Source organism: Carbonicoccus niuqiaonis, from assembly GCF_050157065.1.
Lineage (GTDB): Bacteria > Actinomycetota > Actinomycetes > Propionibacteriales > Propionibacteriaceae > Avipropionibacterium.
The window spans coordinates 2976361-3002022 of the sequence record NZ_CP189573.1; the positions used below are offsets into that span (position 1 = coordinate 2976361).

General features: G+C 70.1%; 23 protein-coding genes. 11 read left to right on the forward strand and 12 right to left on the reverse strand.

From position 1 onward, the window contains the following. Positions 1 to 8: 8 nt before the first annotated feature. From pyrR to ACQBAU_RS13625, 3 genes are read left to right on the forward strand one after another with little or no spacing between them, the layout of a single operon-like run. Positions 9 to 620 (forward strand): bifunctional pyr operon transcriptional regulator/uracil phosphoribosyltransferase PyrR, encoded by a 612-nt coding sequence (pyrR, locus tag ACQBAU_RS13615; protein ID WP_465256946.1) that lies wholly within the window; start codon positions 9 to 11, stop codon positions 618 to 620. Beyond that, entirely contained in the window at positions 617 to 1666 is a 1050-nt protein-coding gene (locus tag ACQBAU_RS13620) for an aspartate carbamoyltransferase catalytic subunit (protein ID WP_465256945.1), read from the forward strand. Before pyrR ends, ACQBAU_RS13620 begins: the two co-directional genes overlap by 4 nt. Continuing rightward, positions 1663 to 2940 carry a dihydroorotase gene (locus ACQBAU_RS13625; RefSeq protein ID WP_465256944.1) on the forward strand — a complete coding sequence of 426 codons (1278 nt, stop codon included), beginning with the start codon at positions 1663 to 1665 and terminating at the stop codon, positions 2938 to 2940. Before ACQBAU_RS13620 ends, ACQBAU_RS13625 begins: the two co-directional genes overlap by 4 nt. A gap of 107 nt (positions 2941 to 3047) precedes the next feature. Here ACQBAU_RS13625 and ACQBAU_RS13630 read toward each other — a convergent pair whose 3' ends face one another. Continuing rightward, positions 3048 to 3347: a DUF4333 domain-containing protein gene (locus tag ACQBAU_RS13630; protein ID WP_434551359.1), complete on the reverse strand. Its 300-nt coding sequence runs from the start codon at positions 3345 to 3347 to the stop codon at positions 3048 to 3050. 126 nt (positions 3348 to 3473) lie between these two features. On the opposite strand from ACQBAU_RS13630, the gene ACQBAU_RS13635 reads away from it, so the two are divergent. Continuing rightward, positions 3474 to 3953, forward strand: a complete 480-nt coding sequence (locus ACQBAU_RS13635; protein ID WP_465256943.1) for a DUF5709 domain-containing protein — start codon at positions 3474 to 3476, stop codon at positions 3951 to 3953. Between the two features lie 14 nt (positions 3954 to 3967). Here the strand turns inward: ACQBAU_RS13635 and ACQBAU_RS13640 are convergent, their stop codons facing one another. Further along, positions 3968 to 4402 carry an OsmC family peroxiredoxin gene (locus ACQBAU_RS13640; protein ID WP_434551361.1) on the reverse strand — a complete coding sequence of 145 codons (435 nt, stop codon included), beginning with the start codon at positions 4400 to 4402 and terminating at the stop codon, positions 3968 to 3970. 104 nt (positions 4403 to 4506) lie between these two features. On the opposite strand from ACQBAU_RS13640, the gene ACQBAU_RS13645 reads away from it, so the two are divergent. Continuing rightward, the gene (locus ACQBAU_RS13645) at positions 4507 to 4944 is read left to right on the forward strand and encodes a globin (protein ID WP_465256942.1); all 438 of its coding nucleotides are present in this window, start codon (positions 4507 to 4509) and stop codon (positions 4942 to 4944) included. A 131-nt stretch (positions 4945 to 5075) separates the two neighbouring features. On the opposite strand, the gene ACQBAU_RS13650 is transcribed toward ACQBAU_RS13645, so the two are convergent. Continuing rightward, positions 5076 to 6677 (reverse strand): hypothetical protein, encoded by a 1602-nt coding sequence (locus tag ACQBAU_RS13650; RefSeq protein WP_434551363.1) that lies wholly within the window; start codon positions 6675 to 6677, stop codon positions 5076 to 5078. Positions 6678 to 6849: 172 nt separating this feature from the next. Here ACQBAU_RS13650 and ACQBAU_RS13655 point away from each other — a divergent pair, with 172 nt between their 5' ends. After that, positions 6850 to 7830 carry a DUF2332 domain-containing protein gene (locus tag ACQBAU_RS13655; protein ID WP_465256941.1) on the forward strand — a complete coding sequence of 327 codons (981 nt, stop codon included), beginning with the start codon at positions 6850 to 6852 and terminating at the stop codon, positions 7828 to 7830. A 22-nt stretch (positions 7831 to 7852) separates the two neighbouring features. Here ACQBAU_RS13655 and ACQBAU_RS13660 read toward each other — a convergent pair whose 3' ends face one another. From ACQBAU_RS13660 to rhaI, 5 genes are all read right to left on the reverse strand, one after another. After that, positions 7853 to 8656: an acyl-CoA thioesterase gene (locus tag ACQBAU_RS13660; RefSeq protein ID WP_465256940.1), complete on the reverse strand. Its 804-nt coding sequence runs from the start codon at positions 8654 to 8656 to the stop codon at positions 7853 to 7855. A gap of 4 nt (positions 8657 to 8660) precedes the next feature. After that, entirely contained in the window at positions 8661 to 9446 is a 786-nt protein-coding gene (locus ACQBAU_RS13665) for a maleylpyruvate isomerase N-terminal domain-containing protein (RefSeq protein WP_465256939.1), read from the reverse strand. A 172-nt stretch (positions 9447 to 9618) separates the two neighbouring features. Next, a complete protein-coding gene (locus ACQBAU_RS13670) occupies positions 9619 to 11037 on the reverse strand; it encodes a rhamnulokinase (protein WP_465256938.1) in 1419 nt (472 codons plus the stop codon). Further along, the gene (locus ACQBAU_RS13675; RefSeq protein WP_465256937.1) at positions 11034 to 13076 is read right to left on the reverse strand and encodes a bifunctional aldolase/short-chain dehydrogenase; all 2043 of its coding nucleotides are present in this window, start codon (positions 13074 to 13076) and stop codon (positions 11034 to 11036) included. Before ACQBAU_RS13675 ends, ACQBAU_RS13670 begins: the two co-directional genes overlap by 4 nt. Next, positions 13073 to 14236 (reverse strand): L-rhamnose isomerase, encoded by a 1164-nt coding sequence (rhaI, locus tag ACQBAU_RS13680; protein ID WP_465256936.1) that lies wholly within the window; start codon positions 14234 to 14236, stop codon positions 13073 to 13075. Before rhaI ends, ACQBAU_RS13675 begins: the two co-directional genes overlap by 4 nt. 85 nt (positions 14237 to 14321) lie before the next feature. Between rhaI and ACQBAU_RS13685 the strand changes: the two genes are divergently transcribed. Further along, positions 14322 to 15257, forward strand: coding sequence for a 3-hydroxyacyl-CoA dehydrogenase family protein (locus ACQBAU_RS13685; protein WP_465256935.1), 936 nt, complete (start codon positions 14322 to 14324; stop codon positions 15255 to 15257). A gap of 34 nt (positions 15258 to 15291) precedes the next feature. On the opposite strand, the gene ACQBAU_RS13690 is transcribed toward ACQBAU_RS13685, so the two are convergent. From ACQBAU_RS13690 to ACQBAU_RS13700, 3 genes are all read right to left on the reverse strand, one after another. After that, on the reverse strand, positions 15292 to 17100 hold the full coding sequence (locus ACQBAU_RS13690) for an AMP-dependent synthetase/ligase (protein ID WP_434551371.1): 1809 nt from the start codon (positions 17098 to 17100) through the stop codon (positions 15292 to 15294). A 112-nt stretch (positions 17101 to 17212) separates the two neighbouring features. Beyond that, entirely contained in the window at positions 17213 to 18436 is a 1224-nt protein-coding gene (locus ACQBAU_RS13695) for an acetyl-CoA C-acetyltransferase (protein WP_434551372.1), read from the reverse strand. A gap of 214 nt (positions 18437 to 18650) precedes the next feature. Then, positions 18651 to 19202, reverse strand: a complete 552-nt coding sequence (locus tag ACQBAU_RS13700) for a YceI family protein (protein WP_465256934.1) — start codon at positions 19200 to 19202, stop codon at positions 18651 to 18653. A gap of 93 nt (positions 19203 to 19295) precedes the next feature. Here ACQBAU_RS13700 and ACQBAU_RS13705 point away from each other — a divergent pair, with 93 nt between their 5' ends. From ACQBAU_RS13705 to ACQBAU_RS13720, 4 genes are all read left to right on the forward strand, one after another. Then, the gene (locus tag ACQBAU_RS13705) at positions 19296 to 19802 is read left to right on the forward strand and encodes a MarR family winged helix-turn-helix transcriptional regulator (RefSeq protein WP_434551374.1); all 507 of its coding nucleotides are present in this window, start codon (positions 19296 to 19298) and stop codon (positions 19800 to 19802) included. A gap of 68 nt (positions 19803 to 19870) precedes the next feature. Next, on the forward strand, positions 19871 to 22741 hold the full coding sequence (locus ACQBAU_RS13710; RefSeq protein ID WP_434551375.1) for an FAD-binding and (Fe-S)-binding domain-containing protein: 2871 nt from the start codon (positions 19871 to 19873) through the stop codon (positions 22739 to 22741). Beyond that, complete coding sequence (locus ACQBAU_RS13715) at positions 22738 to 23706, forward strand: RNA polymerase subunit sigma-70 (RefSeq protein WP_434551376.1); 969 nt, start codon at positions 22738 to 22740, stop codon at positions 23704 to 23706. The genes ACQBAU_RS13710 and ACQBAU_RS13715 overlap by 4 nt, the downstream gene beginning before the upstream one ends. A gap of 119 nt (positions 23707 to 23825) precedes the next feature. After that, a complete protein-coding gene (locus ACQBAU_RS13720; RefSeq protein ID WP_434551377.1) occupies positions 23826 to 24437 on the forward strand; it encodes a maleylpyruvate isomerase family mycothiol-dependent enzyme in 612 nt (203 codons plus the stop codon). 232 nt (positions 24438 to 24669) lie between these two features. Here ACQBAU_RS13720 and ACQBAU_RS13725 read toward each other — a convergent pair whose 3' ends face one another. Next, a complete protein-coding gene (locus tag ACQBAU_RS13725) occupies positions 24670 to 25527 on the reverse strand; it encodes a class I SAM-dependent methyltransferase (RefSeq protein ID WP_465256933.1) in 858 nt (285 codons plus the stop codon). Positions 25528 to 25662 lie beyond the last annotated feature (135 nt).

A 25662-nucleotide genomic window follows, 5' to 3' on the forward strand; every position in this document is an offset into this window, starting at 1 on the left:
AGTCACCGGTGAACGATCCGGAGCCCGGGACCGAGTCCGCCGACCCGTCCCCGACGTCGGGGCGGGTGGTCCTCGACGACGCCGATGTGGGACGTGCGCTGACCCGGATGGCCCACGAGATCCTGGAGGCCGACCACCGCGCCGAGTCGCTGCTGCTGCTCGGCATCCCGACCCGTGGGGTGCCGCTGGCCCACCGACTGGGTGAGGTGATCAGCCGGGTCGAGGGACGTCCAGTACCGGTCGGCACCCTCGACATCACGATGTACCGCGACGACCTGCGCAGCCAGCCGACCCGCCCGGTCGGGCGTACCGTCCTCCCGGTCGACGTGGACGACGCGACGGTCGTGCTGGTCGACGACGTGCTGTTCTCCGGCCGGACGATCCGCGCCGCCCTCGACGCACTCGGCGACCTCGGCCGACCCCGGGCCGTACGGCTGGCCGTGCTGGTCGACCGTGGCCACCGACAGCTGCCGATCCGGGCCGACCACGTCGGCAAGAACCTGCCGACCGCAGCCACCGAGCAGGTCCGGGTCCGGCTGGCCGAGACCGACCAGATCACCGAGGTGCGTATCCTGCCTCCCGCCCCGAACCCAGCCGACGCCCGAGGAGCCCACCGGTGACCCGCCACCTGCTGTCCGCCGCAGACCTCGACCCGACCGAGGTCACCGCCGTGCTCGACCTGGCCGAGGAGATGGCCCAGGTGCAGGGTCGCCCGGTGAAGAAGCTGCCCGCGCTGCGTGGCCGTACCGTGGTCAACCTGTTCTTCGAGGACTCGACCCGCACCCGCAGTTCGTTCGAGCTGGCCGGCAAGTGGTTGTCGGCCGACGTGATCAACATCTCGGCCAAGGGTTCCTCGGTGTCGAAGGGTGAGTCGCTGCGTGACACGGTGCAGACCGTCGCGGCGATGGGGGTCGACGCACTGGTGATCCGCCACCACGCCTCCGGTGCCCCGCTGCAGGCGACCGGCTGGATCGACGCCCACGTGATCAACGCCGGCGACGGCACCCACGAACACCCCACCCAGGCCCTGTTGGACGCGTTCACGATGCGCCGCCACTTCCGCGGGCAGTCGGATGCCCCGGTTGCGACCGACGGGTCGGTCGGAACGCCCGGATCCCAACCGGACAACGACTTCGCGGGCCGTACGGTCGTGATCGTCGGTGACCTGACCCACTCCCGGGTGGTACGCAGCAATGTGTTGCTGCTGTCCCGGTTGGGTGCCGAGGTGGTGCTGGTGGCGCCACCGACTTTGCTGCCCAGCGGCGTGTCCAGTTGGCCGGTCACCGTCAGCACCGACTTCGACGAGGTGCTGCCGCAGGCCGACATCGTGATGATGCTGCGGGTGCAGCGCGAGCGGATGAGCGGTGGCTACTTCCCCACCCCGCGGGAGTACACCGTCGGGTACGGCCTCACCCGTGATCGACTGGCCCGGTTGGCCGCCGGTGCCGCGATCTGCCACCCCGGTCCGATGAACCGCGGGCTGGAGATCTCCGCCGACGCCGCCGACGGGGCCGCCTCGCTCGTGCTCGACCAGGTGGCGGCCGGGGTCGCGGTGCGGATGAGCGTGCTGTACAACCTGCTCGGCGGGACCGACGACACCGGCACCGCCGCACGAGCCGACCGGGCGGGAACGCCCACCACGAACGGAGCCGGAGCCCCGCGATGAACACGTTGATCACCCACGCGACGCTCGCCGACGGCAGCGTCGCCGACCTCCTCCTGGCCGACGGGGTGCTGGCCGATCCCGCGCAGGCCGGCGACGACGCCGAGCGGATCGACGGCGAGGGCCTGCTGGCCCTGCCGGGGCTGGTCGACCTGCACACCCACTTGCGGCAGCCCGGCCGGGAGGACGCCGAGACGATCGGGACGGGCACCCGCGCCGCAGCCCGGGGCGGCTTCACCTGTGTGTTCGCGATGGCCAACACCAACCCGGTGACCGACACCGCCGAGGCCGCCGAACACGTGCTGGGGTTGGGACACCGGGACGGCAGCGCGCAGGTCGTGCCGATCGGCGCGGTGACCAAGGGGTTGGCCGGTGAGGAGTTGGCCGAGCTCGGGCTGATGCACCGGTCCGCGGCCGGGGTGAAGGTGTTCTCCGACGACGGCACGTGTGTGCACGATGCGCTGTTGATGCGTCGGGCCCTCGAGTACGTCCGCGCGTTCGACGGGGTGATCGCCCAACATGCGCAGGATCCGACCCTGGCCGGTGCCGGGGCGTGTTGCCACGAGGGTGAGCTGTCGGGCCGGTTGGGCCTGGGTGGCTGGCCGTCGGTGGCGGAGTCGACCATCGTCGCCCGTGACGTCCAACTCGCCCGGCACACCCGGTCGCGGCTGCACGTGTGCCACGTCTCGACCGCCGAAACGGTCGAGGTGTTGCGGTGGGCGAAGGGCCAGGGCATCGACGTCACCGCCGAGGTCACCCCGCACCACCTGCTGCTGACGACCGACGAGCTCGCCGCGTACGACCCGACCTACAAGGTGAACCCGCCGCTGCGGCCCGCCGAGGACGTCACCGCCCTCCGCGCCGCGCTGGCCGACGGCACGATCGACATCGTCGCCACCGACCACGCCCCGCACGCCCGGCACGACAAAGAGCACGCCTTCGCCGAGGCCGCCTTCGGCATGCTCGGACTGGAGACCGCCCTCGGGGTCGTCATCGCGACCATGATCGACACCGAGTTGATCACCTGGCCCCGACTGGTCGAGGCGATGTCGACCACACCGGCACGGATCGGCCGGATCTCCGGCCAGGGTGAAGGTCTGGCCGTCGGTGCCCCGGCCAACGTGGTGCTGGTCGACCCACGGCGACGCCGTACGGTCGATCGCGCCGACTCCGCCTCGTTGTCGCGCAACAACCCGTACCACGGTCGTGAACTGCCCGACCCCGTCGTCGCCACGTGGTGGCGCGGCACGAAGACGTACGGTCACGCCGCGGACTGAGTCCGGCTGCCGGGCACGAGTCCGACCGGCAACGACGACGGCACCGCACCCCGGACGGGATGCGGTGCCGTGAGTCTTCAGCGACGAGGACGACCGTCGCTGGTCGATCAGGCCTCGGCGACCTTGATGTTGAACCGAACGGTGGAGCCCTCCACCTCGGTGACCTCGACGTTCACGTCGAGGCTCTGGCCCTCATGGGTGAGCGTGCAGGTCATCGTGGTCCCGACCTCGCCGGTCAGGTCACCGGGGCAGGTCACCTGGTCGGGCTTGGTGCCGACCTGCTTCTCCAACTGGGTGGAGATCTGCTCCTCGACGTCGGCCTGGGAGACCGTGGGGGGTCCGAAACAACCGGTCAGGGACACCAGGGCAACCATCGCAACCGCGACGGTGACGAGAATCTTGCGCATCAGTTCTCCTAGGTTCATGGGTGAGGGTCATTCAGCCAAGCGTTGTGACGCCGCCGGAAGGCTATCGGTTCCCCACCGCTGCCGACCGGGCGGCCTCCCGGGCGCCGATCGCGTTACTGTGCAGGGATGAGTGACAACCAGTTCGACGCTGACATTCCCGAGCCGTCCGAGCAGTTGGACCAACTCCAGCCCGAGGACACGTTGATCGATCGTGGGGTCGACGACACCCTGGACGAGGGCATCATCCCGCCCGACCGGTGGTCATCGGTCGAGCTGCGGGCCGACGACGACGTCGACGGCATCGACGGTGGGGGCGAGTCGATCAGCACCTACCTCGAGCAGGAGGAGCCGGACACGACCGACGAGACAGCTGATCAATCCCTGCGCGACAGCGCCACAGAGCTGTCATCGCGAGACGGCGCCATCGGTGACCGGGAGGTCGGTGATCGCCGATCCGGTCGACTCGTGGCACCCGACACCGTGGGCGGGGACGACGTCGAGTCCGAACTCTTCGGCACCGACGTCGGCATCGACGGTGGGGCGGCCAGTGCCGAGGAGGCTGCCGTCCACGTCATCGAGGACAACCCCGACACCGACCAGATCTGAGTCGCCGGGGCGCGTCAGCCCTCGACCAGCTCCGCGTCCAGGCTGATGTTCTTCACGGCGGCGAGTGCCTGCGAGACCGGACAGTTCTCCTTGGCGTTCTGGGCGAACTCGGCGAACTGTTCGGCGGTGACGCCGGGGATGACCGCACGGACGGTCAGCTTGATCTCGGTGATCCCCTCGCCCGGCTGGAAGGTGACGTCGGCCGAGGTGTCGACCGAGGTCGGCGGGGTGCCGGCTCCGGCCAGGGCGTGGGACAGCGCCATCGAGTAGCAGGTGGCGTGGGCGCCGGCGATCAGTTCCTCGGGGCTCGTCCTGTCCTGCGGGGTCTCGGCCCGGGATGCCCAGGTCACGGGGAAGGTGCCGATGCCCGACGAGGCCAGCTCGACGGTGCCCTCCCCTTCCATCAGCGATCCGGTCCAGTGCGTGTTGGCGGTACGTGTGGTGGCCACGATGACTCCTCGGTTGGGGGTGGTCCTGCCATCCTGTCAAAGCTGACTTCCCGCATGTGAGCCAGGTCTGGCAGAACTTCGGTGGGCGTGGACAATGGGGTGCGATGACCACCTCCGACGCCACCGACCAGACCGACCGGACCCCGTACGAACAGTTCGGCGGCCACGACGCCTTCGTGAAGCTGACCCGACGCTTCTACGAAGGTGTCGCGGCCGATCCGCTGCTGCGTCCGATGTACCCCGAGGAGGACCTCGGTCCGGCCGAGGACCGGCTCCGGATGTTCTTCGAGCAGTACTGGGGTGGCCCGTCCACGTACGGCGAACAGCGCGGCCACCCGCGGCTGCGGATGCGGCACGCACCGTTCCCGGTCACGATCGAGGCCCGCGACCGGTGGCTGCACCACATGCGGGTGGCGATGGACGAGTTGGCGCTGTCCCCCGAGTTGGACGAGCAGATGTGGACCTACCTGGAACGGGCCGCCCACTTCATGGTCAACACCGAGACCCCGGCCGGGTCCGACGGCTTCCCGCTCGCCCACTGATCGGCCCCATTCCGCGCGGGCTCGCGTGACTCCTGACCTCGTACCGAAACGCGGCGATTTCTGGGCCAAGGCCGCGTCAGCGGGACCTGACCCAGAAATCGCCGTGGTTGCGTCAGCGGGGCCGGGCCGGGCTACCGACGCAGCCGGTCGGCCAGTTGGGCCTCGTACAGCGATTCCGGCTGCAGTCCGGGTCGACCGGTGCCCTCGATGTGTCCGGCGGGCTGGGTGAACGGGCCGTCACCGGTCACGTCGCCGTGGCAGCCGATCGCATAGTTCTGCGCGGTCGGCGGTCGTTGGATGGTCAACTCGGTGCCCGCGGTGTCGGTGTTCCAGGCCACCGAGTGGGCCGCGGACCAGCCGTGCCCGGTGCCGTAGTCGCCCCGGTTGTACAGCGACACCGTCCGGCCGGCGACCGGGTCGATCTCGCGGTGGTTGTCGAACAGCAGGCCCTGGCTCCACCACCGGTGCCCCTCGCTCGCGGTGTTGCTGGCGGTGGCGGTGGTCCGGTGGAACACGATCCCCGACACCAGGCTGATGCCGTTGGACACGAACGCGTGCCGCGAGTGGGTGGCATGGCAGTCGGTGAACAGCACCTGCTGGGCCCGGCGGCCCGCGTTGAAGTTGTAGCGGCTGCTGCCCTCCAACGCCGACACCGGTCGCAGGGAGTGGCAGCCTCGGACCGTCACCCGGGTGGCGTCGCCGACCGAGATGCCGCTCAGGTGGAAGTGGGCCACCGTGCACCCCTGCACCCAGGCATCCTCCACGAGCAGGAGCTCGAGGGCACTCCGGGCCTGGGCGACGTTGGTGTCGGGGTCACCCTCGTACGCGATGTCGATCCGCAGCTGCTCCACGCCGACCTCGGTGGCCAGGCCGTCGGCACCCCGGCCGGTCACGTAGCTCTGCGACAGCCGACGGTCGAGGTCGTTGAAGACGGGGACGTCGACGGTGATCCGGTTCCCGTCGATCGCGGTGATCCGGCGGCCGTACACGATCGGCACGTCGCCCACCTCCCACGGGTCGTCGTCGGCGGTGCCGCCACCGTCAACGGCGTCCAGCCAGGCCTGGGTACACGGATGGGTGATCAGGATCGACTGGCCGACCTGCAGGCCACCTGCGTCGGCCACGGCCAGTGACGAGTCGCCCACCCGCACCAGGTCGCTGACCACATCGGTACGCGGTCCGGTCTCGGTCCACGTGCCACCGCCGCCGATGATCACCGCCGTGCGCGAGTCCCCCGGCTCCCCGACCGGGCGCAGCACGGTGTTGGTCGTCGGGTCCTCACCGTCGCCGACACCCCGGAGCACGACACCACTGTGGGGCTGCCGCACGGTCCCGGCGATCTCGTACGTGCCCGCGGTCAGCAGCAGCGCACCGCGGAAGCCGTCGGCATCGAGCGGCAGTGTGCCCATGTGGTCGACGGCGGCCTGGATGTGGGCGGTGTTGTCGCCGGGCACCGGGTCGATCGTGTGCCGTACCGGAACGTCCGGCAGCGGCCGCTCCCCGTGGTGGTAGCCGGCGTACCCGAAGTCCGGGAGGCGGAAGCCGTCCCGTCGCGGGTACACCAGGCGGCCGCGCCGGTCGATCCGGAGCATCACCGACTGCCAGTGCTCGGACGGGCCTCCCGGTGCCGCGGCTGCCTGTCGGCTGGCGGTCGGGGTGACGGTGCCGGCGGCCACCGCTGCGGCTGCCAGCCCGGAGCTGCCCGCCAACAACGTACGTCGCGAAATGGTCATGGACTTCCTCCTCGAAGGTTCGGTCGGGCAGCGTGCTGCAACGGCTGAGCCGCTCCGCCACTGGCCGACCGTGTGTGGGACCCCAACAGGGTAAGCGCATTCCCTCAGGGTTGTCGAGGCTGGCCGGGTCGGACGATGGCGCCGGCTCCGTCGACTCTGGGACCATGCCGCCATGGAGGTCTACGGCAACACCCGCCAGCTGTACGAGGCGTTCCGGGTCGATGCGGCGGACTCACCGTGCTTCGCGGACTGGTCGGCCGGGGTGGTCGCGGACGAGCAGGTCCTGGCATGGCTGGACACCCTGCCGGACGGGAAACGGCAACCCAACCTGGTCTTCGCCGCCGCCCGTTGGCACGGGGTGCCGGCGCCCGGGCCGTACGAAGGATTGCGGTCGGCGCTGCTGGCCGACGACGGGACGATCCGCGAAACGATCATGGAACGGCGGACCCAGACCAACGAGGTCGGCCGACTCGCCACCCTCGTCCCGGCCTTGGCCGGGTTGGGGCTTTCGGACCCGATCGCGCTGCTGGAGGTCGGGCCCAGCGCCGGACTGTGCCTCTATCCCGACCGGTGGTCGTACGCGTGGGGCACCGAGGCGGGCGTCGTCACCGCCGGGTTCGGACCGGCGTTGTCGTGCCAGGTGTCGGGACCGGCGCCGCTGCCGACCGTCACACCCCGGATCGGGTGGCGTGGCGGCATCGACCTCAATCCGCTCGACGTCACCGACCCCGACGCGATGGCCTGGCTGCGAATGCTCGTCTGGCCCGAACAGCATGATCGGTTGGCCGCCTTGGACGCCGGGATCACCATCGCAGCAACGGATCCGCCGGACCTGCGCACCGGTGACCTGCTGACCGGGGTGGCCGATCTGGTGGCCGAGGCGTCGTCGTACGGGCCGGTGGTCGTCTTCCACAGTGCGGTGATCGCCTACCTGACCCGGGCGGACCGCGACCGGTTCGCCGGACTGATGGCCGAACTGGTCACCGACGGTCGGTGCCACTGGATCAGCAATGAGGGTCGACAGGTGCTCCCCGACATCGGGGCGACCTCGCCACCGGCCCCGGACCAGCCGAACCCGTTCGTGCTCGGCGTCGACGGACGGGCGGTTGCCCGGACCCACGGCCACGGCCGCTCGATGGTCTGGCTGGGTTGACGGACGACGGCAGGGTGGCGGCTCAGCCGGTGAAATCCGCCGGCAGGGCGAGTGGGCGGCCCTGGGCATCGGTGCGTACCAGCACGGTGCCCGCGGTGGCGTACACCTCACCGGAGTCGGGGTCGGCGAACTGGGTGCGCAGGGTGATCGACGTCCGACCGTGGGCGATGACGCCGAGCCGGGTGACGTACGGGGCGAGCCGGAACGCCATCGGCAGGTGGTGTCGTATCTGCTGCCGGACCACCACCCACATCCCGTCCTCGGTGGCCAGTTTGCTGCTGAACAAGGAGACCCGGGCCTCTTGGGCGTAGTTGTGGAACTCGACGTTGTTGACGTGACCGTACGCGTCGAGGTCGGACCAGCGCACCTGCAGCCCGACCTCGTACACGCGTTGCGGCTCCCCGGTCGGAAGCTCCCGCAGCGGTTCGGTCGGGATGATCGCCGCCGACAGCGCCTGCCGTTCGTCGTCGGTCAGCCTGCGCAGCCGTCCCTTGGCCAGGTCGTACGGGGTCGCAACGGTTCGGGCCCTTCCGACCAGTTGATCATGGTGGCTCAGCTCGTACGCCAACGAGAACCGGGCGCCACCGACCCGGTCGACCCACAGCTCGACCAGGAGCGGGGTGTCGTCGGCCACCATCGGGGCGAGGAACTCGATGTCATTGGAGACCACCAGTACCCCGGACTCCAGCAGTTCGGCGATCGGACCGCGGAGCAGGAAGTCGACCCGGGCCTCCTGCAGGTAGTCGACCCAAGCGACGTTGTTGACGTGGGCCTGGGCGTCCATGTCCCCCCAACGCAGGGGGATCTCGACGGCGTGACGGGTCACGCGATCACTCGTGGCCGTTGGCGACGAGCGCGTTCATGGCCGCGAGTGCTGTGTCGTCACCGGTGAGCTCGACCTCTCCGCCGCGGGTCCACGCCCACAGGTCGAGGTCCTGCGCGGTGCCGCGAACGGTTGCCGTCGGCTCGGCGTCGGACGCCGCGGGGCGACCGATCGGCTCGTCGAAGGAGTTGCCGGACTCGGGTCCCGTGCCGGTCCAGCGACCGACCTCCAGCAGGCGGCGCCAGTCGGTGTCGGTCGCTTCGAGGGCCACGACGGCGGCCTGGGTGTGGGTGGCCCAGTCCGGCAGCCAACCCCACATCACGTCGATGCAGTGGCTGACACCGGCCGTGGCCACGTTGGTGGCGATGGGGCTGATCGGCAGGCCGGCGGTCAGCTCGGCGTCGACCCGGTGCATGGTGGCCTCGTGGGTCTGCATCCGGCGGGTGAAGCCGACCGTCTGGTCGGCGTCCCACCAGGTCCAGCGGGGCTCGTCGTCGGGCAGTGCGGACAGTTGCGCGAGCAGGGCGGCGGTGGCCGAGGCGCGCAGTTCGAGCAGTCCGGCGGTGTCGGCCGGACGAGCCGGCTTCGCCGCCTCGATCTGCTCGACGGCAGCGTCCGTGGTTGCACCGGTGGCCAGGATGGCCCCCCAGAACAGGTGGACCTCGGTCAGGTGCCACAGCAGGTCGTCCGCGTTCCACTCCGGGCAGGTCGGGCAGCGCGCCGCCGGTGGCGTGTCTGCGAGCACCGCAGCGAACCGGCGGGCCTCGGTGTCGATCACGGTGACGGCGTCCATGCCGTCACCCTAACAACGTGTACCCGCCGGCGACGGCTGCGCTGAACGGCTGCGGCGGCGGATTCCGAAAAGCGACCGGTCGGCCGGCGTGGGGGTGGACCGGGCAGGCGGGGGCGCGCCATCCGAGCCCCGCCGACCGGTCGCTTTGTGGAATCCCTCCCGCGAGTGCCGCTCAGGGCAGGTGGCGGGTCAGCTGGACCGAGTCGGCGAGCAGTCGGCGGAGCGCCGGCAGGGTGTCCGGGGCCAGGCCGGCCGTGCGGGCCTGGACGAGCACGTTGCCGAAGGCGGTGGCCTCGACGGGCCCGGCCAGCACCTCGCGGCCGGTGGCTCGGGCGGTCAGCCGGCAGAGCAGCTCGTTCCGGGCACCTCCGCCGACGACGTGGACCGAGCTGATCGGGCGGCCGGACAGCTCCGCCGCCCGGTCGAGGGTGCGGGCGTACGCGTCGGCCAACGAGTCGAGGATGCACCGGGTGATGGCGACCGGTCCGGCCGGGGCGGGTTGCCCGGTACGGCGGCAGGCGTCGGCGATCCGCTCCGGCATCCGCCCCGGAGTGATCAGGTCGGTGGCGTCGACGTCGACCAGCGGGCCGCCGGCCGGCAACTCCCCCGCCGCGGCCAACAGGTCACCGAGTGCCGGCGCCCGGTCGCCCCACGCCTCCCGACACTGCTCGAGCAGCCACAGGCCACCGACATTGCGGAGCAGCCGGACGGTGCGGTCGACACCACCCTCGTTGGTGAAGTTCGCGGCCCGGCTCTGCTCGGTCAGCACCGGTCCGGGCAGTTCGACACCGACCAGTGACCACGTCCCCGACGACACGTAGCCGAAGTGGTCGTCGGCGGCGGGCACGCCGACCACGGCCGAGGCCGTGTCGTGCGATCCGACCGCCACGACCGGGATCGGCGGCAACCCCAGGCCGGGCCGGACGGTGCCGACGGTTGTGCCCGGCTCGGCCAACTCGGGCAGCAGGTCGCCCGGGACACCGACGGCGTCGAGCACCTCGTTCGACCAGCGTCTGCTGGTGGCGTCGAGCAGTCCGGTGGTGGACGCATTGGTCACCTCGGCCACCAGTCGACCGGTCAGGCGGTGGACGATCAGGTCCGGGAGCAGTGCCAGCCGGGCGGCGATCGGCCAGCGCGGCCCGGCCTGTTCGGCGGTGAGTTGGTAGACGGTGTTGAACGGGAGGTGCTGCAGGCCGGTGATCGCATACAGCCGCTCCGGGCTGATCGCTGCGTGGACGGTGTCGATCACCGCCTCGGTCCGGGGGTCCCGATAGGCGTACGGCCTGCCGATCAGCTCTCCCGACGCATCGAGCAGGCCGTAGTCGACCGCCCACGTGTCGACCCCGATGCTGATCACCTCGGGCCAGCGCTCGACGACCCGCCGCAACCCGGTGATCACCTCGGTGATCAACATCTCGATGTCCCAGTACAGGTGGCCCTCCCGGGCCACCGGGCCGTTGTCGAACCGGTGCACCTCCACCAGGTCGATGCGATCGTCGACCAGCCCGGCCGCCATCACCCGCCCACTGCTCGCGCCGATGTCGACGGCCGCCATCACCGGCCCGGGGAGCACCTGCTCCGGCCGGGTCATCGCAAGAAGGCGGCGGCCACCCCGGCGTCGACCGGGATGTGCAGCCCCGTGGTGTGGCTCAGGTCCGAGGAGCACAGCACGAACACCGCGTTCGCACAGTGCTCCGGCAGCACCTCCCGCTTCAGCAACGTCCGCTGGGCGTAGAAGGAGCCGAGCTCCTCCTCCGGCACCCCGTACACCGCGGCCCGTTTCGCACCCCAGCCGCCGGCGAAGATGCCGGAGCCTCGGACCACCCCGTCGGGGTTGACCCCGTTGACCTTGATCTGGTGCTCCCCCAGCTCGGCGGCCAGCAGTCGTACCTGGTGGGCCTGGTCGGCCTTGGTCGCGGAGTAGGCGACGTTGTTGGGCCCGGCGAACACCGAGTTCTTGCTGGAGACGTAGACGATGTCGCCGCCCATGCCCTGGTCGATCATGATCCGGGCGGCCTCCCGTGACACCAGGAACGAGCCCTTCGCCATCACGTCGTGCTGCAGCTCCCAGTCGTCGACCGTGGTGTCCAGCAGTGGCTTCGACAACGACAGCCCGGCGTTGTTGACCACCAGGTCGACACCACCGAACGCGAGGACGGCCTCGTCGAACGCGGCCCGTACGGCGTCCTCGTCCGAGACGTCCACGCCGACCCCGACCGCGACGTCGGTCGTCCCGATCTCGGCCGCGACGGCCCGGGCCCGCTCGGCGGACAGGTCGGCGATGACCACACAGGCACCTTCGGCGGCGAGTCGCTCGGCCGTGGCCCGGCCGATCCCGGAGGCGGCACCGGTGACGAACGCGACCCGGGTGGCGAGCGGCTTGGGTGCCGGCATCCGTTGCAGCTTGGCCTCCTCGAGCGCCCAGTACTCGATCCGGAACTTCTCCGACTCCGGGATGGGCCGGTAGCGGCTCAACCCCGCGGCCCCGCGCATCACGTTGATCGCGTTGACGTAGAACTCACCGGCCACCCGTGCGGTCTGCTTGTTCGCACCGTAGGAGAACATGCCGACCCCCGGCACCAGGATGATCAGCGGGTCCGCACCCCGGATGGCCGGGCTGTCGTCGTCGGCGTGCCGTTCGTAGTAGGCGGCGTAGTCCTCGCGGTACGCGGCGTGCAGCTCCGCCAGGCGTTCGCGCACCTTCGCCGGACTCGCCGTCGCCGGCAGGTTGAGCACCATCGGCTTCACCTTGGTGCGCAGGAAGTGGTCGGGGCAGCTCGTGCCGAGCTCGGCCAGCCTGCGGTGGTTGCGGCTGGCGAGGAAGTCCAGCACCACGTCGTCGTCGCGGAAGTGCCCGACCATCGGCTTGTCGGTCGAGGCGAGCCCCCGCAGCAGCGGCGCCAACCAGGCCGCACGATCCCGCCGCTCGGCCGCCGGCAGCGGGGCGTACTTCTTGACCGGTGCCCCGAACGGGTTCGGCTTCGCATGCTTGGTGATGTAGGCCTGACAGCGGCGGATGATCGTGAGCGAGTTCCGCTCGCACTGCTGGGAGGTCTCCCCCCAGGCGGTGATGCCGTGGCCGCCGAGGATGCAGCCGATCGCCTTCGGATTGGCCGCCTTGATGGCGGCGATGTCCAGGCCCAGTTGGAATCCGGGCCGTCGCCACGGCACCCACACCACGGTGTCGCCGAAGATCTTCTCGGTCAGCTTCTCGCCGTCCACCGCGGTCGCGATCGCGATGCCGGCATCGGGGTGGAGGTGGTCGACGTGGTCGGCGTCGACCAGGCCGTGCATCGCGGTGTCGATGGACGGCGCCGCCCCACCACGGCCGTGGGCGCAGAAGTCGAAGGCCGCCACCATCTCGTCCTCGCGGTCCACCCCCGGGTACACGTCGACCAGGGCGCGGAGCCGGTCGAGGCGCAGCACCGCCAATCCCTTCTCCTGCAGGGTTCCCAGGTCACCGCCGGATCCCTTGACCCACATCAGCTCGACGTCGTCACCGGTGACAGGGTCGGTGTCGACGCCCTTGGCCGAGGTGTTTCCGCCGGCGTAGTTGGTGTTCTTCGGGTCCGCACCCAGCCGGTTGCTCCGGTCCAGCAGTTCGGTCACGGTCTCGTGTGTCATGATCATGCCCCCCATCCGGCCGCTCGGCCGCCGACGCGTTCCGTCGCGATCCGTTGCTGGTGACCCGATTCGAGGTAGGCCCGCATCGGATCCGCGGGCAGCCCCTTCGCCTCCCGCCAGCCGGCCAGGTCGGCCCGGACGTCGGTGTCGTAGGCGTCCATCAGGACGGCGTTGGCGGCCAGCACGTCGTTCGACCGCTGGGCCGCGGCCAGGGCCGTACGGTCGACCAGCAGCGCCTTCGCGGTCGCCTCCTGAACGTTGAGCACCGAGCGGATCTGGCCGGGGATCTTGTCCTCGATGTTGTGGCACTGGTCCAGCATGAACGCCACCGGCGACTCCGGGCCGTACCCGCCACCGTTGATCACCTCGTGCATGATCCGGAACAGCTGGAACGGGTCGGCCGCCCCGACGATCAGGTCGTCGTCGGCGTAGAAGCGGGAGTTGAAGTCGAACGAGCCGAGCTTGCCCAACCGGAGCAGCTGGGCCACGATGAACTCGATGTTGGTGCCCGGTGCGTGGTGGCCGGTGTCGAGGCACACCACGGCACGCTCGCCGAGGGCCGCGGTGTGTGCGTACGCGGTCCCCCAGTCGCAGACGTCGGTGTGGTAGAACGCCGGCTCGAAGAACTTGTACTCCAGGACGAGCCGCTGGTCGTCGCCGAGCTGGTCGTAGATCGTCCGCAGCGACTCGGCCAGCCAGTCCTGTCGGGACCGGATGTCGCCCTGTCCCGGGTAGTTGGTGCCGTCGGCGAGCCAGATCTTCAGGTCCTGCGACCCGGTCGCGTTCATCACCTCGATGCAGGCCAGGTGGTGGTCGATGGCCTGCCGGCGTACGTCGGCATCATGGCTGCACAGGCTGCCGAACTTGTACGCCTCGTCCTGGAAGGTGTTGGAGTTGATCGTGCCCAGCGCCACCCCCTGGTCCCGGGCGTACGTGGCGAGCTCGGCATAGTCGTCGACGGTGTCCCACGGGATGTGCAGCGCAACCGTCGGCGCCAGCCCGGTGTGCCGGTGCACCTGGGCGGCATCGGCGACCTTCTCGTATGGTGTCCGCGGCGTCCCCGGCGTGCCGAACACCCGGAACCGCGTTCCCGAGTTCCCGAAGGCCCACGAGGGCAGCTCGATGGCCTGGTGATCAAGTTGTCTGGCGACGGCGCTGAACTCCATGCCCGCCTCTCCTCGTCGTTCTGACATCTGGACGTGCCGATCATACGACGGACTTGAAACGTTGCACCAGCGGTAGCCTCCGACCATGACCCACACCAGGATCGCCGTCGTCGGAGCGGGCTACATGGGCGGCGGGATCGCCCAGGCGTTCACCCGACGCGGCCTGCCGACCGTAGTGGTCGATGCGGACGCCGAACGGACCCGGACGGCCGTGGCCCGACTCCACGAGGAGGCCGACCGCTACGTCCGCGACGACCTGATGTCCGAGGCCGACGGTGCCGCGATCCGGCAGCACCTGACCGGCGCCGACTCCCTCGCCGAGGCGGTCGCCGACGCCGACCTGGTGATCGAGGCGGTCAGCGAGGACGTCGACGTCAAACGGAAGGTGCTCGCCCGGGTGGGTGCGGCTGCCGGACCCGACACGGTCGTGGCGACCAACAGTTCCTCGATCGGGATCAGCCGGCTCGCCGACAGCCTCGAGCAGCCGCTGGTCGTGATGCACTGGTTCAACCCGGCACCGTTCCTGCCGCTGGTCGAACTGGCCGGCGACGACGACGTGCTGGCGCCGCTGGCCGAGCTGTTGACCTCGATCGGCAAGGTGCCGGTACGGGTGCCCGACGTCCCGGGCTTCCTGGGCAACCGGCTGCAGTTCGCGCTCTACCGCGAGGCGGCGCTGATCGTCGAGGAGGGGTTGGCCACGCCGGAGGAGGTGGACGCGGTCGTGTCGAACTCCTTCGGCTGGCGGTTGCCCTTCTACGGTCCGCTCGCCGCCGGCGACATCTCCGGACTCGACGTGTACGCCGGGGCGTTCGACGTGCTGGCCGCGCACTACGGGGAGCGCTTCGCCACCCCGGACTCGCTGCGCGCCAAGGTGGACGTGGGCGACCTCGGGTTGAAGTCGTCCGGCGGTTTCCGCCGCATCCCCGCCGAACAGCGGGAGGCGTTGGCCGCCTACCGCGACAAGGTGTTCGTCGCGCTGGCCAAGCTCCGTGAGGACCTGGGGCCCCCGCCCGGCCTGTGATCACCCGGCCGGTGATCGGCCGGGGCAGGCACTCTCACTCCTCGCCGTACAGGCTGTCCAGCGTCTCCGCGTTCCGCTCGGCGACGGTCTTGCGGCGCACCTTCATGCTCGGCGTGACCTCACCGTCGTCGACGCTCAGATCGGCGTCGAGAATGGCGTACGCCTTGACGGTCTCCCACCGCTCCAAGGTGTCGTTGGCCTGCTCCACCTGGGCGTTCACCATGTCCTTGACGGCCGGCAGCTTGGTCAACTCGACGTACGACTTGTCGCCGTGTCCGTTCTCGGCCGCCCACTGCATGATCGACTCCTCGTCGAGGGTGACCAGTGCGGTGACGTACTTCCGCTTGTCGCCGTGGACGATGACCTGCGAGAGGTACGGGCTGGCCGCCTTCAACGCCCCCTCGATCTTCTGCGGGGCCACGTACTTGCCACCGGAGGTCTTGATCAGGTCCTTCTTGCGGTCGGTGATGGTGAGGTACTGGTCGCTGTCGACGTGGCCGATGTCGCCGGTGTGCAGCCAACCGTCGACCAGGACGTCGGCGGTCTCCTCGTCGAGGTTGTGGTAGCCCCGCATCACACCGCGTCCCTTGACCAGGATCTCGCCGTCCTCGGCGATCTTGACCTCGGTGCCGGGCAGCGGCGGGCCGACCGTGCCGAGCTTGGCCTTGTAGGGCATGTTGACGAACGTCGCGGCACTCGACTCGGTCAGTCCGTACCCTTCCAGGATCAGCAACCCGGCCGCGTAGAACCACTCCTGCACCTCGCGGTTCAGCGCCGCCGAACCCGAGACGAAGAAGCGGATCCGGCCGCCCATGCGTGCTTCCAGCTTGGAGAACACGAGCTTGTGGGCGATGCCGTACTGCAGCTTGTCGAGCCCCGACAGTGGCCGCCCGGCGAGCCGGTCGGGTGTGGTGCGGCGGCCGACGGAGAAGGCCCAGTCGAAGATCTTCTTCTTGAGCCCGTCCCCGGCCTGCATGTTCACCTTCGCGCGGACCTTCTCGAAGATCCGCGGGGCACCGGCCATGAAGGTCGGCTGCACCACGCCGAGCCCGTCGACGATCTTGTCGATCCGGCCGTCGACGGCGCTGCTGAAGCCGATCGTCAGTTGGATCGCGAGCAGTGCCTTGCCGAAGACGTGCGACAGCGGTAGCCACAGGTACTGGAGGTCGTCGGCGACCAGGATCCCCGTCTGCTGGACGGCCTCGCCCTCGTACACCCAGCTGTCATGGACCAGCCGGACGCCCTTGGGCCGCCCGGTCGTGCCGGAGGTGTAGATCAACGTCGCCAGCGACTCCGTCCCGATCTGGGCGATCACCTGCTCGATCCCGTCGGGGTGTTCGGCGATCCAGCCCCGACCCAGCTCGGCGAGCTGGTCCATGGTGATCACCGACTCGTGGGAGCTGCTGTCACCGAAGGTGATCACCTTGAGCAGGTGCGGCAGCTCCTCGCCGTCGAGCACCTTGGCGACCTGGTCGTCGTCCTCGGCGAACACCACCCGCGACTCGGAGTCGGTCAGGATGTAGCCGACGTCGGCGGCCTTGGTGTTGGGATAGACGGTGGTGGTGGCGGCCCCGGCGCACATGATGGCGAGGTCGGCCAGCACCCAGTCGATCGAGGTGCCGGCGGCGATCGCGGCACGCTGCTCCGGCTCGACGCCGAGCGCGATCAGGCCACCGGCCAGCTCGAACACCCGGTCCTTGGTCTCCTGCCAGGTGAGGGACGCCCAGTCCTCACCTGCCGGGTACCGGAAGGCCTCACGGTGGGGCGACTGCGCGGCCTGGCGCAGCAACAGCGCCCCGACCGACGCCGCACGGTCGGTTTGTGGTGCAGCAACGTCTGACATCCGGGCCCTCCTCGGCACACGTGTTTCTCAGGCAGTCTAGTCCGTCTCGACACCCGACAGGTCACGAAACGGCTGCGAACAGGGATCGTACGGTGACGCGTACGGTCACGCGTCAGGTGAGGCGCTGCAGCACGATCGCCATCCCCTGTCCACCGCCCACACACATCGTCTCCAACCCGAACTCGACGTCGCGCCGGCGCATGCCGTTGAGCAGGGTCGTCATGATACGGGCGCCGGTGGCGCCGAACGGGTGACCGAGCGCGATCGCACCGCCGTAGACGTTGAGCCGGTCGGGGTCGATCCCGAGCTCACGCTGGGAGGCGATCACCTGGACCGCGAAGGCCTCGTTGATCTCCACCAGGTCGATGTCGTCCATGATCATGTTGGCCCGGGCGAGGGCACGCTGCGAGGCTTCGACCGGCCCGAGCCCCATGATCTCGGGGCTGAGTGCCGACACCCCGGTCGACACGATCCTGGCCAGTGGGGTGAGGCCGAGCTCACGGGCGCGTGTGTCGGACATGATCACCACGGCCGCGGCGCCGTCGTTCAACGGGGTGCAGTTGCCGGCCGTCACGACCCCGTCGGAACGGAACGCCGGCTGCAGCGCCGACACACCGTCGAGGGTGACGCCGGGCCGTGGGCAGTCGTCGGTGTCGACCACGGTCCCGTCGGCCAGGGTGACCGGGTCGATCTCGTCGGCGAAGACGCCGTCGCGGGTGGCCTGCTCGGCCCGTTGTTGGGACCGGACGCCGAACTCGTCGCACTCGGCCCGGGTGATGCCGCGCAGGGTCGCGACGTGCTCGGCGGTCTGGCCCATCTGGATGTAGATGTCAGGGAGCTGTCCGTCGGTCCGGGGATCGCGCCAGACCGCGTTGCTCTCGACGTATCCGGCCGTACGGGCCGCGGCGTCGGCGAAGATCGGATTCTGGGTCTCGACCGGGTCGACCCCGGCGCCGCCGAAGTTGCGGTAGCGGGAGACGCACTCGACACCGGCCGACACGAAGGCGTCGCCCTCACCGGCCCTGATCGCGTGGAAGGCCATCCGGGCGGTCTGCACGCTGGAGGCGCAGAACCGGTTGATCGTGGCGGCGGGAACGTTGTCGAGGCCCAACTGGACGGCCACGCGGCGGGCGACGTTGCCGCCGTGTTCGTCGTGGGGCTCGGCACAGCCGAGGTACAGGTCGTCCAGTTCGGTGGGATCCAGCTCGGGAATCTTCGCCAGGGCGGAACGGATCACCCCGGCGGCCAGGTCGTCGGGTCGGACGTCGACCAACGACCCCTTGCGGGCTCGGCCGATCGGCGTACGGGCGGTGGAGACGATCACGGCTTCGGGCATCGGTGTCCTCGTGGGCCGGCCCGGTTCGACCGGGCGTGGTTACTGACGGGTAACAGTGTATGTCCACCCGGTCAGCGGGCCACGCCCGGCCGGTTTCCCCTCCCCGACACCACCCGGCGCGACCACGAGACCTGGGGCGGGCACGCCCGGCGGTCATCGGGTCAGGCACTGACAGGAGCGCCGACGAGGTTGGGGAGGGAGGGAGGTGTGCGACTCAGGCCAGCACGGCCTCGATGGTCAGGGTCACCTGGGCCTTGTCGCCGATGACGAACTTGCCGCCGTCGAGCGGGATGTTGAAGTCGACGCCGAAGTCCTTGCGGACGATGGTGGTGGTCGCCTCCACACCCAGCCGGGTGGCATTGGCCATGTCCACGTCCACCCCGAGGAACTCGGCGGCGAAGTCCTGCTGCTTGGTGACACCGTTGATGGTCAGGTCGCCGGTGATGACGTACGAGCCGTCGTCCTCGGTGATCTTGGTGCTGCGGAAGGTCATCTGCGGGTTGGTCTCGGCGTTGAAGATCTCGCTCGAGCGCAGGTGGCCGTCGCGCTGCGGGCTGCGGGTGTTGACCGACGACATCTCGACGGTGGCCTGGACCTTCGCCTGGGTCGGATCGCCCTCGACGGTGGTGATGGTGCCGGCGAAGTTCTCGAAGGTGCCGCGGACCTTGCTCATCAGGTGGCGAACGGTGAACGCAACCTCGCTGTGGTGCGTGTCGATGTGCCAGGTGCCGGCGGGAAGGCTCGTGGTGGTGGTGGCGGTGCTCATCTGTCAGGTCTCCTAAGTAGTTGATGTTTCAACAGACCCAACTATGACACAGATCAGTTGAACACTCAACTGTTGCCGCGTAATCTATCTCACATGAGCGGCACGAACACCCTTCCCGACACCGAACGAGACCCCGCGGACCGCGTCCGCGCGCAGTGGCTCGACCAGCACCAGCAGCAGATCTGGCGGACCTACCTGCTGGGCAGCTCCCGCCTCACCGAGCGGCTGGACGCCGACCTGCGGCGCCACGGCCTCGACCTGGGCGAGTACGAGATCCTCGTCGTGCTGGAGGAGACGCCGACGCGGCGGGTCCGGATGTCGGAACTGGCCGAGGCGGTGCACCAGTCGCGTTCGCGACTCACCCACACCGTCGCCCGACTGGAGAAGCGCGGCCTGGTGACCCGGGTGATGTGCCCCGAGGATCGCCGCGGGGTGTGGGCGGAGCTGACCGAGGCAGGCTTCCAGCTGCTCAAGACCGCTGCTCCCAGCCATGTCACGGCCGTCCGGCAGAACTTCGTGGAGGCGGTCGACCCCGCCGACTTCGAGGCGCTGGGTCGGGTGTTCCAGGCCGTCCTCGACGTCGATTCCGACGGCGCCTGACCCGGCCGCGCCCGGCGGTCCCGGACGGGGCGACCGGGACCCCGGTCCGCTCGTCTACGCTCGCCTTCATGACCTTGGCCCCAGCGGACGTGAGCGGCGCTACGGCAGCCCTCACCCAGGCCTTCGGTGACGCCGGCCTGTCCGAGGTGTTGGACACCTCCACGCTGACCCGGGCGCTCTACACCTCCGACGCCTCGCTCTATCGCGTCGTCCCCCAGGCCGTCGCCCGCCCCCGCACCACCACCGAGCTCGCCGCCGCCGTGACCGCTGCCCGCGAGGCGGGGGTCGCCATCACCAGCCGCGGATCGGGAACGAGCTGTGCCGGGAACTCCGTCGGCCCGGGCCTGGTGATCGACACCCGCAAGCTGAACGCCATCCTCGACATCGATCCCGACCGCCGGACCGCACTGGTCGAGCCCGGCGTCGTCCAGGCCCAGCTGACCAAGGCTGCCGGGGCGTACGGCCTGCTGTTCGGACCCGACCCGTCCACGTTCAACCGCTGCACCATCGGCGGCATGATCGGCAACAACGCCTGTGGCCCCCGCGCCATGGGGTACGGCAAGACCGCCGACAACGTCGTCGGCATGGAACTGCTCACCGGCACCGGCGAGTTGATCAAGGTCGGCGCGGCCGGCAGTCCGCTGGCCGGGCAGGCCCCGGGACCTACGGTGCAGCAGCTGTTGGCGTTGACCGGCGACAACCTGGCCGAGATCCGGACCGGGTTCGGGCGGTTCGACCGACAGGTGTCGGGCTACAGCCTCGAACACCTGTTGCCGGAGAACGGCGGTGCGGTCCATCGGTTCCTCGCCGGCACCGAGGGAACGCTCGGCACGATGGTGCAGGCCGAGGTCCGCCTGGTCGAGGCGAAGCCGTACCAGACCATGATCGTGATCGGTTACCCGTCGATGGCCGACGCCGGCGACGCCGCCGCCACGGTGGCGCGTCACCGGCCGGTCGCGGTGGAGGGCCTGGACCGTCGGATTGTCGACAAGGCCCTGCAGTCCAAGGGAACCAGCGGGGTCCCCGACCTGCCCCGCGGCGACGGCTGGCTGTTCGTCGAGCTCGCCGACGACGACGCCGACCGACTCGCCGACCGTGCCCGGGCCGTCGCCGAGGACGTCCGGGCCGACGCCACGGACCTGTTCCTGATCGAGGATCCGGCCGCCCGGGCGGCACTGTGGCGGATCCGGGCCGACGGGGCCGGTCTGGCCAGTGTCGGCCTGGCGAAGCCGGCCCACGCCGGTTGGGAGGACGCGGCGGTGCCGGTCGAGTCGCTGGGTGACTACCTGCGCGAGTTCGAGGCGCTGCTCGGCCGGCATCGCCTGCACGGGTTGCCGTACGGACACTTCGGGGACGGGTGCATCCACATCCGGATCGACTTCGACCTCGACCGGCCGAGTGGGGTGGAGGACTACCGTCGGTTCATCACCGAGGCCGCCCATCTGGTCGCCTCGTACGGCGGGTCGATGTCGGGGGAACACGGCGACGGGAGGGCCCGCAGCAGGTTGCTGCCGATCATGTACTCCGAAGCGCAGCTGCGGCTCTTCGGGCAGGTGAAGTCGATCTTCGATCCTGCCGGTCTGTTCAATCCGGGGGTGTTGGTCGATCCGGAGCCGATCACCGCCAACCTGCGCATCCCGCAGAGCATCGCGGCACCACTGCGACGGCAGTACGGGCACCTCACCGACCAGGTGCACCAGTGCACCGGGGTCGGCAAGTGTGTGGCCGACAACTCCGGGACCCTGGCCGTGATGTGCCCCAGCTATCAGGCGACCGGGGACGAGAAGGACTCCACCCGCGGCCGGGCACGGGTGCTGCAGGAGATGATCAACGGGCAGCTGATCACCGACGGCTTCCGCTCCGCCGAGGTGCACGAGGCACTCGACCTCTGCCTGTCCTGCAAGGGATGTGCGCGGGACTGCCCCACCGGGATCGACATGGCCGCCTACAAGGCGACCGTGCTGGACGAGACCTACCGTGGCCGGATCCGGCCCCGCAGTCACTACGTCCTGGGCTGGCTGCCCCGCTGGGGTCGACTGATCACCCGGTTCGCACCGGTGGCCCGGCTGACCAACCTCGGGATGCGACTGCCGGGGATCCGATCCATGATCAAGTGGACGGCCGGGGTGGACCAACGACGCAGTCTGCCCGCCTTCGCGACGACGTCGGCGGAACGCCGCGGGGTGGGCGGTCGGCGGCGGGCGCAGTTGTCGGCGGGGACCGCCACCGCGACCGAGCACCGTCCGGTCGCGATCTGGGTCGACTCGTTCACCGCCGCCTTCTCCGAGTCCGGGGCGTTGGCACTGGCCGAGGTGCTCCGGTCGGCCGGCTACTCCCCCGAGCTGTTGATCAATGACGCCTGTTGTGGACTCACCTGGATCTCCACCGGACAACTGGACGGGGCGCGCCGGCAGCTGCGCCACGCCCTCGACGTACTGCACCCGGTGGCCGCCGACGGCATCCCGATCATCGGCGTCGAGCCGTCCTGCCTCGCCGTGTGGCGCAGTGACGCCGGCGAGCTGTTGGACGATCCGCGGGTCACCGAGGTCGCCGGGGCCGTCACCACCTTGGCCGAGCTGTTGGCCCGAACCCCCGACTGGTCGCCGCCCGACCTGACCGGGACCACCATCGTGGTGCAGCCACACTGCCACCATGCCTCGGTGATCGGCTGGGAGGCCGACGCGGACCTGCTCTCGGCGACCGGAGCCGCCATCACGACCGTCGGTGGCTGTTGTGGCCTGGCAGGCAACTTCGGGGTCGAGCGCGGGCACCACGAGGTGTCGGTGAAGGTGGCCGAGACCGAGTTGCTGCCCGCCGTACGCAAGGCCGGCCCGGAAGCGGTGGTGCTGGCCGACGGCTTCTCCTGTCGTACGCAGCTCGCCGAGCTCGCCGACGTCCGAGCCATCTCCTTGCCCGAGCTCCTGCTGGGTCACCGGTGACGACGCCCACGGTCGACGACCTGGAACGGCTGCGCCGACCGCTCACCGGCTACTGCTATCGGATGTTGGGGGCGGCCGCCGACACCGATGACGCGGTGCAGGAGACGATCATCCGGGCCTCGGCGCACCTTCACCGGTTCGACCCCTCGCGGGCGGCGTTGTCCACCTGGGTCCACCGGATCGCCACCAACATCTGCCTCGACCAGCTACGGGCGGCCAAGCGCCGGGCCGTCGCTGTTGATCTTGGGCCCGCCTCCCCGTTCGGTGCCGCACTCGGCGATCCCCTACCGGCCGCCGGCTGGGTCGAGCCGATGCCGGACGTCCGTACGGTAACCGCCTCCGACCCGGCCACCATCGTGGCGGAGCGGTCATCGCTGCGGTTGGCCATGATCGCGGCCCTGCAGGCTTTGCCGCCGCGACAGCGGGCGGTCCTCATCCTGCGCGACGTGCTCGCCTTCTCGGCGAAGGAGACCGCCGAGGTGCTCGACACCTCCGTCGCCTCGGTGAACTCGGCCCTGCAGCGAGCCCGGGCCACGCTGGCCGCCGACCCGCCGGACGAGGGCCAGCTGGTCGACCCCACCGACGCCGCACAACAGCAGTTGCTGGACGCCTACGTCCGTGCCTTCGAGTCGCACGACGTCGCCGGGCTGACCGACCTGCTGCGCGACGACGCGCGGGCCTCGATGCCGCCGTTCGCCTGGTGGGTCCGCGGCGGTGCCGGCATCGCCGAACTCATGGGCAGCAGCGACACGTGTGCCGGGGCGCGGCTGCTGCCGACCATGATCAACGGCTGTGCCGGCTTCGGCCAGTACCGCCCTGCCGGCGACGGACGGATCGTGCCGTTCGCGCTGGTCCTGCTCGAGACCGAGCGGGCGCCCGACGGCGTACGGATCAGTCACGTCGTCACCTTCCTCGGGACCGAGCACCGGTTCGGCGAGTTCGGCCTGCCCGACGAGTTCGGCTGACGTACGCACTCGATTGACGTACGCGCTCGACTGAGGGACGGGTGCCGGCTGGCCGATGAGTTTCCCGGCGATGGGTCGTACAAGGGTGACGCGACACCCGTCCGAGAGGAAGCCGCCCCATGTCCGACACCGGTCCCAAGCCCGACACCGAACACATCGCCGCTGAGACCTTCGCCGAACGGGCGCGACTGGTCGACCTGATGGCGGACCTGCCGCCTGAGCAGTGGGGCCGGCCATCACTGTGCGAGGAGTGGCAGGTACGCCATGTGGTCGCCCATCTCACCTTCGCCTACCGGACCGGACCGCTGAGCTACCTCGGCGCGATGGCGCGGGCCGGGTTCAACTTCGACCGGATGGCCAACCGCGCCGTCCGCGCCGACGTGGCCCGACTGTCCGACGCCGAACTGGTGGCGTGCCTGCGCGACAACGTCGACAACCCGTGGCAGCCGCCGGGTGGTGGCGCGGTCGGTGCGTTGAGCCACGACGTGATCCACGGGCTCGACATCACCGAGGCGCTCGGGTTGCCACCGGCCCCTCCGGCCCGGATCGGGCTGGTGCTCCAGCACGCAGGACGGCGCAACCTCGCCTACTTCGGGGTCGACCTCGGTGGGCATCGGCTCGAGGCGACCGACGCCGACGTGACGGTCGGGACGGGCACGGTGGTGCGGTTGCCCGTGCGCGAACTGCTCCTGGTGGTGACCGGTCGCCGCCCGCTGCCGGCGGTTGCCTGAGGTTCCGCAGACCGACCGGTCAACCCCGACCGGTCCAGTTGAGGACACCGCGACCCCCATTCCGCAAAACGACCGGTCAACCCCGACCGGTCCAGTTGAGGACACCGCGACCCCCATTCCGCAAAACGACCGGTCAACCCCGACCGGTCCAGTTGAGGACACCGCGAGCCGAGTCCGTAGACCGACCGGTCAACCCCGACCGGTCCGGTTGAGGAATCCGCGACGGGCTCGGTCAGCGGGTGGCCTGGAGGGTGAAGGTCGCCGGCAGCCGGTCCGGGCGATCACGCAGCTCGTACTCGTGATCATGGCCGGGGACCTCGACCATCGAGGCGCCGAAGCGGGCCCAGTTGGAGGTGCGGTCCTCGCGCAACAGGGTGAGCTGCAGCCCGGCGTCCATCACCGCAGTCACGATCTCGCCGATGCCGTGGTTCCACTCGTGGCTGGTGGTGGCGGTGATGGTCGGTGCGTCCGGGGCACCGCCGACGTACGACTCGGCGCCGTCCCAGGTGGTGGGGTGGGCGGTCTCGAAGTACGGGTGTTCGACCACCAACAGGCCGTCGGGGCGTTCGTCGGCCAGGGCCAACATCATCGGATGGAAGTCGCGGACGTGCAGGCGACCGCCGGGTGCGAGCAACTCCGCGACGACACGGGCCCAGCCGGCGATGTCGGGGAGCCAGCACAGTGCCCCGCCGCCGGTGTAGACGAGGTCGAAGCTGCCCGGCGGGTGACCAGCCGCGGCCAGGGCCGGCACCGCGTCGTACACGTTGGCGGTGACGAAGTCTGCGGCGTCCCCGGTCCGGGCGGCGAGCCGGGACGCGTGGCGGATCGACTCCGCGCTGAGGTCGACTCCGGTCATCGTCGCGCCGAGGCGAGCCAGCGAGATGGTGTCGGTGCCGAGGTGGCACTGCAGGTGCACGCCTCGAACGCCGGTCAGATCGCCGAGGTCGGCGCGATCATAGGCGACGGTGTGGTTGAGCTTGGTCGGATCGGCGACGAACTCCTCCATCGGGTAGGCGGTGGAGGTGACGTGCACACCTGCCCGCTGGTCCCAGTTGGCCTCGTTGTCGGCGAACCACTGGTCGCGTTCCATGATCAGCTCCTCACGCGCCGTCCACAAAGTGACCGCTCGATTCTGCAGCCATCAGGCAGTCGGATGAAGAAAGCCTGCCTGACAAGGGAGAACGGTCGCAACTGCGACATTCCGTAAAGTGACCGGTCGGGGGTC